This window comes from Nonomuraea sp. NPDC049607 (assembly GCF_040675375.1).
GTDB lineage: Bacteria > Actinomycetota > Actinomycetes > Streptosporangiales > Streptosporangiaceae > Nonomuraea.
Genome location: NZ_JBFAOV010000027.1, coordinates 121,807 through 131,609, shown reverse-complemented (window position 1 = coordinate 131,609; position 9,803 = coordinate 121,807). Strand labels below are relative to the sequence as shown.

General features: G+C 68.7%; 8 protein-coding genes. 1 reads left to right on the top strand and 7 read right to left on the bottom strand.

Features of this window, described 5'->3' with window-relative positions; translation table 11 throughout:
* Positions 1-374: 374 nt before the first annotated feature.
* On the bottom strand, positions 375-1,196 hold the full coding sequence (locus tag AB0J97_RS37640; RefSeq protein WP_357701191.1) for a fumarylacetoacetate hydrolase family protein: 822 nt from the start codon (positions 1,194-1,196) through the stop codon (positions 375-377).
* Positions 1,197-2,380: 1,184 nt separating this feature from the next.
* Here AB0J97_RS37640 and AB0J97_RS37635 point away from each other — a divergent pair.
* Positions 2,381-3,142, top strand: a complete 762-nt coding sequence (locus tag AB0J97_RS37635) for an IclR family transcriptional regulator (RefSeq protein ID WP_357701189.1) — start codon at positions 2,381-2,383, stop codon at positions 3,140-3,142.
* A gap of 36 nt (positions 3,143-3,178) precedes the next feature.
* Here the strand turns inward: AB0J97_RS37635 and AB0J97_RS37630 are convergent, their stop codons facing one another.
* The 6 genes from AB0J97_RS37630 to AB0J97_RS37605 form a co-directional block, all read right to left on the bottom strand.
* A complete protein-coding gene (locus tag AB0J97_RS37630; protein ID WP_364097973.1) occupies positions 3,179-3,577 on the bottom strand; it encodes a hypothetical protein in 399 nt (132 codons plus the stop codon).
* 134 nt (positions 3,578-3,711) lie between these two features.
* The gene (locus AB0J97_RS37625; RefSeq protein ID WP_364097970.1) at positions 3,712-5,766 is read right to left on the bottom strand and encodes a hypothetical protein; all 2,055 of its coding nucleotides are present in this window, start codon (positions 5,764-5,766) and stop codon (positions 3,712-3,714) included.
* Between the two features lie 8 nt (positions 5,767-5,774).
* Positions 5,775-6,011 (bottom strand): hypothetical protein, encoded by a 237-nt coding sequence (locus AB0J97_RS37620; protein WP_357701183.1) that lies wholly within the window; start codon positions 6,009-6,011, stop codon positions 5,775-5,777.
* A 1,250-nt stretch (positions 6,012-7,261) separates the two neighbouring features.
* Positions 7,262-8,380: a magnesium and cobalt transport protein CorA gene (locus AB0J97_RS37615; protein WP_364097967.1), complete on the bottom strand. Its 1,119-nt coding sequence runs from the start codon at positions 8,378-8,380 to the stop codon at positions 7,262-7,264.
* Positions 8,381-8,398: 18 nt separating this feature from the next.
* Positions 8,399-8,887, bottom strand: coding sequence for a nuclear transport factor 2 family protein (locus tag AB0J97_RS37610; RefSeq protein ID WP_357701179.1), 489 nt, complete (start codon positions 8,885-8,887; stop codon positions 8,399-8,401).
* 4 nt (positions 8,888-8,891) lie between these two features.
* Positions 8,892-9,779, bottom strand: a complete 888-nt coding sequence (locus AB0J97_RS37605; protein ID WP_364097960.1) for an amidohydrolase family protein — start codon at positions 9,777-9,779, stop codon at positions 8,892-8,894.
* Positions 9,780-9,803 lie beyond the last annotated feature (24 nt).

The window sequence follows — 9,803 nt, the reverse complement described above, 5'->3', positions numbered from 1 at the left end:
CCCTGCCCCTAGGTGGCGGCGACGTCCCTCGGCGGCGACGCCCTGCCCCTACGTGGCGGCGACGTCCCTCGGCGGCGACGCCCTGCCCCTACGTGGCGGCGACGTCCCTCGGCGGCGACGCCCTGCCCCTACGTGTCGGCGGCGTCCCGCCCCTTCGCGGTGCGCACCCGCGCCGCCCACCGCCCCGCGGCCATCCCCTGAGCGCCGCCCCGGCGCGGTTTCGCGTCGGCAGCCACGCACCGCCCCATCCATCGAGGTACGGGACGGCCACGTGCGCGGCAACGCCTCAGCCCGGCAGCCCCGAGAGCCGATCGAGGTCGGCCAGACGCAACCGGTCCAGGAAACAGCCGGTGCCACCATCCAGCATGAACAGGTCAGACAAGGCGTCGCGCCGTGTTCACCAGCTCACCGACCCCGGCGATTCGCGTGACGACCTTGCTCCCGTCCGCCAGATACCGGGGCGGCCTACGGGCGTGCCCCACGCCTCCGGGCGTGCCGGTCGCGATGACGTCGCCCGGCCGCAACGTGAGGATCTCCGACAGGTACACGATCAGCTCGGCCGGCGGGAACACCAGACCGGACGTGTCCGCCTGCTGCACGACCTCCCCGTCCACCTCGCACTGCAGGGTCATCGCCCCGCCGATCTCGTCCGGCGTGACCAGGAAGGGCCCGAACGGCGTCGTCCCCTCGAACGTCTTGCCCTGCAGCCACTGCGCCGTACGGTTCTGGTAGTCCCTGGCCGTCACGTCGTTGAGCACCGAGTACCCGGCGATGGCCGCCTCGGCCTCCTCCCGCGAGGCACCGCGCACCTCGGCCCCGATGATCACGGCCAGCTCGCCCTCCCAGTCCATCGCCTCCGAGACCGCCGGCAACTCGATGTCGTCGTACGGCCCGATCAGCGCCTCGGCGAACTTCGCGAACACCGTCGGGTACCGCGGCAGCTCCCGTCCCATCTCCAGGATGTGGTCACGGTAGTTGAGCCCGACACAGATGATCTTCCCCGGCACCGGCACCACGGGCGCCAGGTCGGCCGTGGACAACGGATGCCGCGCGCCGTCCGCCGCGGCCGCCACCTCCCGCCAGCGCGGGTCGGCCAGCAACATCCCGACGTCGGGCGCCCCGACCTCCACGGCATGCTCCCCGTCGATCCGGACGGCGGCCGTACGGCGCGGCAGTCGCAGCGTCGCGAGCTTCACACGAGCCCCTCTCGAAACTGATCCAAGCCCTCAAACGGGCGTGCCGGAAAACAAACAACTGAAAACGACCACCACCACGACGACGAGATCACCACGCGACAGAACACGCTCACCGCCGTCCAACGTGACCAACCCTCGCCGCCGAACCCCTCGCAACCCCAACCCCAACCCCAACCCCAACCCCCACCCGCGACGGTCGTCACCCCGTCCCGCAGCCGGCAGAACTCGGCCCCAACCGACGGCAGCCGCCCCCGCCGACCGTCGATTCCCCGAACCGGACAACCACATCCCCAACCCGGCCACACCCCGCAGCCCCTCGCCCAGAGCCCGGCAGGCGCGCTCCCAGCGACAGCCGACGATCAGCAAGCCGAGACACGCCCCGAGCCCCGACACCGCCCGCAGCCCCGGACCCGCACAGAGCCTTGAAACGGCCCGGAGCCGCAGACCCGCCCAGCGCACCGACACCACCCGCAGCTCCGGACCCGCACCGAGCCTTGAAACGGCCCGGAGCCGCAGACCCGCCCAGCGCACCGACACCACCCGCAGCTCCGGACATGCCCGCAACCGCTCGGACCGCGACACATCCGACATCGAGGCGTCGCTCACCTGCCCCGATCCGAGCACAAAGAACGACGCGTGGTGCACAAATGGGATACCGAGCCCATCGATCCCCACCATGGGGAAGCCCATGGTGCTGTGGCGGCGCGGGAACCGCCGGCCGGGCGCGAACCAGGAAGCCGCCGCGCCGCACCACAACCGACCCGCCGTCGACGACCACGACCGTTCCCACGCTTATCCGTCGCCCCACGAGGCGGAAGGCGTTCCGGGGGCGAGCGCTGCTCGGGCGCGACCTCGCGCGGGCCTGGCACCGCACGCAGGCCCAGAAGATCAGGATCGTGTACGGCAACCCGCCCAGGCCGAGATCAGCCGACGCGCCGGCCCGCCGCTCCCCGCCCCCGCCAACCGAGCCGAGCTCACCCGCCCGTCCGCCCGGCGGATGGAACGTCTTCCACTCCCACCCAAGCCTCCGGCCCCCAGACCTGGGACGTACGAACATCAAGTCGCCGACCTGGGCCCAGAACGGGATCGGACGCTCGACGGCGAAGCCCGCACCCAGCCTCTCCTCCGGGTTCATGCTGCCCCACGCTAGGGAGTAATTCCGCATACTGCACTAGCGTTCTGCTGTGAAGAACAAGCCCGCGTACCCCCTGGGCTCGGTCGACAACGTGCTGCTGCTCCTCCACATGCTGCGCGACCAAGGACGACTCAAGGTCACCGACGTCGCCAAGGAACTCGGCATCGCCCGCTCGACCGCGCACCGCCTGCTGGCGATGCTGGTCTATCGCGACTTCGCCGTCCAGGACGAGCACCACGCGTACCTGCCGGGCCCCTTCCTCGCCTCGGCCGCGGGCGACGGCGGCGGCTCGGCCCTGCGCGAGTTGCGCGCCCGCGTCCGGCCCGCCATGGAGGGCCTGTGCGCCCGCGTCCAGGAGACCGTGAACCTCATGGTCAGAGTAGGCGCCGAAGTACGCTTCCTGGACAGCATCGAGTCCCCGCAGATCCTGTACGTCGGCGACCGCCGCGGCACGATCCTGCCCGCCCACCGCGCCTCCGGGGGCAAGGTCCTGCTGTCCGCGCTGCCGAGCGACCAACTCGCCGACCTCTACCCGGACCTGCCCGACCACGAACGAACGTCCCTGCTCCGCGAACTCGACGAGATCCGCCCCCGCGGCTACGCCCTCAACCTCGACGGCACCGAAAAGGGCGTCTCGGCCATCGGAGCAGCGCTGCGCAACGGCCGCGGCACCCCCGTGGGAGCCTTCTCCATCTCGATCCCCTCAGCCCGCTACACCCCCGCCCGCCTCCCCTCCCTCCTCACCGACCTCCGCCAATCCATAACCGAAGCCGAACCCCACCTGACCGACTTCCCCACCTGCCCCCCATGAGCCCTCCCACCGAGGCCCCCAAGGCGGCGCCCCCCATCAGGCCGGGACAAGCAAAATCGGCTTGAGCTGCCGAAAAAACTCCACCGCATCCGCCAATGAATCCCTCCCCGGCGCCCCCTCCATGATGTTCACGCTGAGCAGCCGCTTGTAATCAGCCGTCCACCCATAAACAAAGGCAATACCCTGCCCCTGAGCATTCCTACGCCGGGCCGCAAAACCGGGCCCCAGGCCACCAGGCAGATCGATCCCATTGGTGGACTGCCTGGTGTTCTCCAGATCTTCCGCATCATCAGGCGACGGGTCGAACACCTCGATTAGCAGACCCTGGCGATGTTCCGCATCTGACTTCCCGGTAACCGTGCATGACTCAAAGCTGTGGCCCATATCCATCTTGGTGCCGAATGCGTGGTACTCGTTGAGGCCCGTCGCGATCATAATGGCATCTGCTGAGATCAAGTTGCATTCACGTGGGGCGATGGTGACGTTTCCGAGCGCTCTGCCGTCTGGGGGCGGAGTCGATGAGCACCCTGCCAGAATGAGCGCACCAAGGGCAATCGCTCGACTGACCTTCATGATCCACTTCCGGCATGGTAATCAGTAGCCTTATTGAATCCGATCTCGATGGCCGCGTCTGGGCGGTCGAATACTCGGCCGGTTTCGTTCAGGTGTAGCCACTCGTCGTAAGACTCCCGCTCGTCCGAATTCATCTCATCCCAAGGTTTGATCTCTCCGTTGACCAGGAAGTGTCCACTCGCTCCCGGTGAGAAATCCTTGTGTCGGTACGGATGGGTCCTGGCCGGTACGGAACCGTCCCCGAACAGGCCGTGGCGCATCATGGTGGCCGCGGTCAGGTCCGAGAACATGTGCTTGGCGGCTCCCAGCGCATCGTCGGCGTTCATGCGGGCCTGTTCCTCCCGGCCGGTCTTGACCTTGCCGAAGATCTCTCCCTTGGCCGTGTCGACCAGCAGGCCGATGAACTTACCGGGTGGGCCCGGAGCAAGCCCCACGATCGCCTCCGTCATCTCCTTGAACGCGGAGAAACGGGCGTCCTCCGCCCTGGCTTCCTCGATGCCGGAGATGTTGGCCGCATTAGTGATCATCCACGTCGTCACACTGAGACCGCGCGCCGCCCGGGCGAACTCCGCGCCTCCACTACGGCTCATCCGTTCCTCGAGGATGTCCTGTCGTGCGGCGTCCAGTTGCTGCCTAGTGGCACCAGGGTGCGACTTGCGCCATGCCGTGACATCGGCCTTGACCTCCGCCGCGATCTTGCCTGCCAACTCGTCCAGCATTCGGGCGGCGTACAGGCCGTGGGCGGCGGTCACCTTCCGGAAGGCGTTGTCGTCCTCGAACGTCCAGGCCATGGCCTGTTTCATGTCCCTGGTGTTGAACTTGGCGCCGTAGGGGGCGCCGCCGAGGAGATTCTTGTCCGCATTGGCGTCCGTCTCCACGCCCGGCCGCTTGTCGATGAACGACTGGGCATCGCGGTGCACGTCGGCGATGTACTGGCTGAGGAGGGTGCCGAGGTGGGGGCGGGTGGAGGGGAGGTTGGACTGGACCTTGGGGTCGCTCCAGAAGCGGACCGCCCACGACGCGATCAGCGCGGACTTGTAGCCGCGTGATCCGCCGGGTGGCAGGTCGTGGTCGCGGAACTCCGTGGTGGCGGCCTGGAGGGCCCAGCCGAGGTCGGCGTCGGCGTCGCCGAGCCAGGGGTGGGTGCGCATCAGGTAGGCGAGGGGTTTGCGGGCCGGGTCGGTGAAGAAGTCCTGGGCGACGGCGGGGTGATGGGCTAGGGCGATCAGGGCGGTGCCCATGGGGCTGAGGTCGCCGGGGGAGACGTCTCTGGGGCCGGGGAGGGTCCAGGGGTCTCGGGGGAGGGACAGATCGGGGGGATGGGCCAGGTCCTTGTCGTGGAGTTTGCGGACGAGGGTGAGCAGGAAGGTGTGGTCGAAGTCGCCGTCCTGCAGGAGCCTCTTCACGGCGAACGCGTCTTGGGGGTGGTCGATGTCCTCGATCAGCCGGTCGGCGTAGTCGGCGGCCAGGCGCATCCGTCCGACGCCGTGGGAGGCGGTGCCGAGCAGGGTGCTGAGCATGGTGAGGAACCGGTCCTGGACGGCTGTGTCATAGAGGAGGGGGCGGTCGCCGGGCGGGAGGTCCGAGCAGTATGTACGGGCGATGAGAGATTTGAGTTCGCGTGGCGGCACCAGGGTGAGGAAGGCCACGGCGAAGAACGGGTCGTTCTTGTGGCGTTCTAGTTCGGCGACGGATTCTGCGTCGAGCGAATGGGATGCGATCTTCGTACGGAGTTGCGCGGCCAGTGCGGTGGCGGCGGTCGTGCCTTCTGCGGGGGATTTCGACAGCCATGGGGATTCATCCGCCCAGAGGAGGCCGCGTTCGCCGGGACGTCGGTCGGGGGTGGCGAGGATGAGGTCGAGACGGCCCTGGAGTGTGGGGACGCGGTCGTTCAGCTGGCGGCCTATGGATGACAGGTGGGCCGGCCCCCATAGGGATATGCCGAGGTTGGTGAGGGTTCGTTCGACTTGGAGGCCGATGTCGGGGAGTGTGTGGCTTGCTCGTTTCATGCCGTTGATGAGCTGGATCATCAGGGCGGGGTCGATGCCCACGGGAGGGGTCATGAGGCCGGCTCGGACGGGTGCAGCGTGTCGAGCAGCCTCAATGCCCGGGCGAAGAGGTCTTTGTAGCCGCGGTCCCAGGTGCGCAGGTCGGCGGCGAGGCGGTCACCGGCCGGGCCCTTGAGCGCGCCGCCGTCCACCAGATGGACGAGTGCGGTCAGGTCGTTGGCGTGTTCGTCGCGCAGTCGTTCGATGTGACGCCGGGCGGCGGTTATTTCTTGCTGCGTCGCCATCATCACCCGATTTCGTTGCGCTTGGGGGAGGGGTGGGTCCATGAATATTAGCCCGCCGCGTCGGTGCAGGCGAAGTGGAAATTGAGGCATCGCGCAATTCGGCTTGATGGTGATGAATTGTACTGAGGGGCTTGTGGCGGTAAATGCGCAAAAGCACTTGATGTCGTTGTATTTGCTGAATGAGAGGGAGAGGGAAAAGGGGGAGCAGGGGTAGGAAGCGGGGGTACGCGGCTTCGACGAGCATGGCTGCGGGCCTCTGCGGGCCTCTGCGGGCCTCTGCGGGCCTGCAGGCATGTGGGCATGCGGGCATGTGGGCATGTGGGCATGTGGGCATGTGGGCATGCGGGCTTGTTCCTGATGGCTGCACCGGAGGGGGCGACCGTACCCCGCGGCCCTTCAGGAACAGTGGCGCGGACCGGCGCGCATCGCCACGGCGACCGGCGGGCCCGAGCGGGCCCTCCCGCCGATCCTGCGCCTCCCGTTGCGAGGCGCCAGGCCTGGCCGAGTGCGACCTACTGACCGGGACGATGATCCGGGCCGGCCGCCGCCGTGGCGTCTCGCGGCGGGTGGTGGTGGTCGGCCCGCACACGGCCGCAGACGGCAGGGCCGATGTTGCGGACGCGGCATCGGCAACGCCCACCTGTACGTTCTCGCCGATGGGCCACGCCCAGTGTGGCCGGACCGGCGGGTGACGGGCGTCGAGCCGGCCGATGGCGGCGGCGAAGGCGGCCCGGCAGGGGTGGACCCGGCGCGTCGCCGGTCATCACCGGCTCGCCGCAGGTGATGCCCCAGGTAATACCTGAGGTGATGCCGCAGGTGGGACGACCACGGCAATGGTGGTGACGGTCTCATCGGACCAGATTTCGGCGTAGGCCGGCCGGGCGTGGTCAGGTCTTCGTCGGCTGGTCGGGCAAGATCGGACGCTTCAACGACACCCGGCGGATCGAGCGGGCCTATCGGCAGGGGGTGCACCAGCAACACCGCACGCACCGATGCCCAGCCCCCTGACCGGAGAACCGCACCACCCGAGCACGCCACAGCGCACCGGTCGGCCTCCCCACGACCAGCCGACCGTCACCCACCTCACGGCCGAGCGCACCGCACCAAGCGAGCCGCACCGAGCGCACCGCACCGAGCGCACCGCACCGAGCGCACCGCACCGAGCGCACCGCACCGAGCGCACCGCACCGAGCGCACCGCACCGAGCGCACCGCACCAAGCGAGCCGCACCAAGCGAGCCGCACCAAGCGCACCTACAGCCAGTCGCGGCGTTTGAAGACCATGTAGAGCACCATGCACACCGCCGCCATCAACAAGATCGCAAACGGATACCCGAACACCCAGTGAGTCTCGGGCATGAAGTCGAAGTTCATCCCGTAGATGGTCCCGACCAGCGTCGGCGCGAACAGGATGGCCGCCCACGCCGAGATCTTCTTGACCTCCTCGCCCTGCTGGATGCTGGCCTCGGTCATGCGGGCCATCTCCGCGTTCTGGGCCTGGGTCACCAGCGTCGAGTTGACCACCAGGATGTTCTGCAACATCTGGCGGAAGGCCGAGATGCGCTCGGTCACCGTGATCGCGTGGTCGGCGACGTCCCGCAGGTAGCTCTGCAGTTCGTCGTTGACGCCGTACTTGGCGGCTCCGGCGATGAAGGCGTGGATCATGCCCACCAGCGGCGCCGTGGCCCGCTGGAACTCGATCACCTCGCCGGACAGCTCGTAGACGCGCCGCGACACCGAGGGGTCGCCGCTGAAGACCTCGACCTCGATCTCCTCGATGTCCTTCTGCAGCCCGGCCACCACCGGGGCGTAGCCGTCGACCACGGCGTCGAGGATGGCGTACAGGACGGCCTGCGGGCCCTGACGCAGCAGCTCGGGGTCGGACTCCATGCGCTTGCGCACGCCCTGCAGGTCGGGGGCCTCGGCGTGGCGCACGGTGATCACGAAGTTGGGGCCGATGAAGACGTGCAGCTCGCCGAAGGCCACCTCCTCCACGTCGTCGAGGTAGCGGGCGGCGCGCAGCACCACGAAGAGGGTGTCGCCGTAGCGGTCGGCCTTGGCCCGTTGGGAGCCGACGATCGCGTCCTCGAGCGCCAGCTCGTGCAGCTCGAACTCCTCGGCGAGCTTGACCAGCTCCCATTCCTTCGGACGGTAGAGGCCGATCCAGGCCATGCTGTCCGGCATCTGCTTGAGGCGTTCGAAGGCGTCGGCGAGCGAGCCGGGATTGTCGACCCGCTCGCCGTTCTGGTAGATCGCGTTGTCGATGACGGTGGGCCGATAGGGGTGCTCCTCGGTGGCACGCGGGTCCATCGAGTGCTCCGGCGCCTCCTCGCGGTTGTCACCGCTGCGCCTGAACCCCTTCACCCTGGCCATGCACCCCTCCGATCCGGTCTACTGCGATGACTGCCCGGTCGCCGCGAAGCCGTTGAGCTCCTGGGTCGCCCGATCCCTGATGGTCTTGCGCCACATCGGCGTCCAGCCGAACAGCAGCCCCTGCGGTCTGCCGAGAGCCATTCTGGACCAGCGCCTGAAGTCGAACTCGTCGTGGTGGCGGACGATGAGGTCGTCCTCGAACCTGAACAGCGCGTCGATCTCGTTGACGACCGCCCGGCCGGTGCTGGAGAAGGTGTAGCTGGCCGTCCAGTGGGCCGAGCCGCTGAACTCGTCGGCCTGGACGTCGCGGTAGCCGGATCTCAGCCCGTTGCGCACGCCGAGCTGCAACCGCCACATCGCCATCACCCGGTCCCGGCCCTCGACCTCCTGGAAGATGGGGTCGCCGAAGCTGACGTCGGGGTGATAGCAGCGCTCCATGGCCGCGAAGTCCCCGCGGCCGAGAGCGTCGTAGAAGGCGCTGATGAGCGCCACGTGCCGATCGTTCACCTTGCTATCGAATCATGGCCGCACCGTTGTCCCAGCACACGGCCCGCAGCCACTCCTCGCCGAGATCCAGGCGGGCGAGGGCGTCGAGCTGGTGCGCGTAGGGGTACGGGATCGTCGGGAAATCGCTGCCGAGCACCACCTTCCCCGAAAGTCCGAGATCACGCAGAACCGGGCGCAATCGGGTGGGAAACGGCATGCCGCGCTCGGAGAAGTCGGTGAAGGCCATGGTGGTGTCCAGCGCGACCCGCTCATGGCGGACGGCCAGCTCGAAGAACGGCTCGTACTCGGGCATGCCCAGGTGCGCGATCACCACCCGCAGCCGGGGATGGGCGGCCAGCACCGCGCCGATCGGCCCCGGCCCCACGTGGCCGCCGGGCACGGGCACCGAGCTGGCGTGCACGACCACGGGCACGCCCGACTCCGCCAGCAGCCCCCAGACCCCGGCCAGCTCTGGCGCGGCCGGGTCGAAGCCGCCGACCTGGAGGTGCACCTTGAAGATCTTGACGCCCTCCGCCAGCGCCGCGCGCACGTAGTCCGCGACGCCGGGCTCGGGGTAGAACGTCGCCGATGGGAGGCAGTCGGGGGTGCGGCGGGCGAAGTCGAGGGTCCAGGCGTTGAGGTCGCGCGCCATGTCCGGCTTGTGCGCGTACGCCAGGGCCGGGAAACGCCGTACGCCCATCTCGCGCAAGCGCGTCAGCCGCTCCTCGACCGGCCATTCGTACTCGATCTTCCAGCCGGCGCCCATCAGCGGGCCGCCGTGGTTGAAGTGATGCCAGACCCGGCGTTCCATGCGTCCGGGCAGGAAGTGCACATGCAGGTCGATCAGGCCCGGCAGCCCTAGCTCGCGCCACCACGCCGGAACGCCCGCGTCAGAATGCAGTTCTGCGGCCACAGCCGGGACTTTACCCGGCTAGTG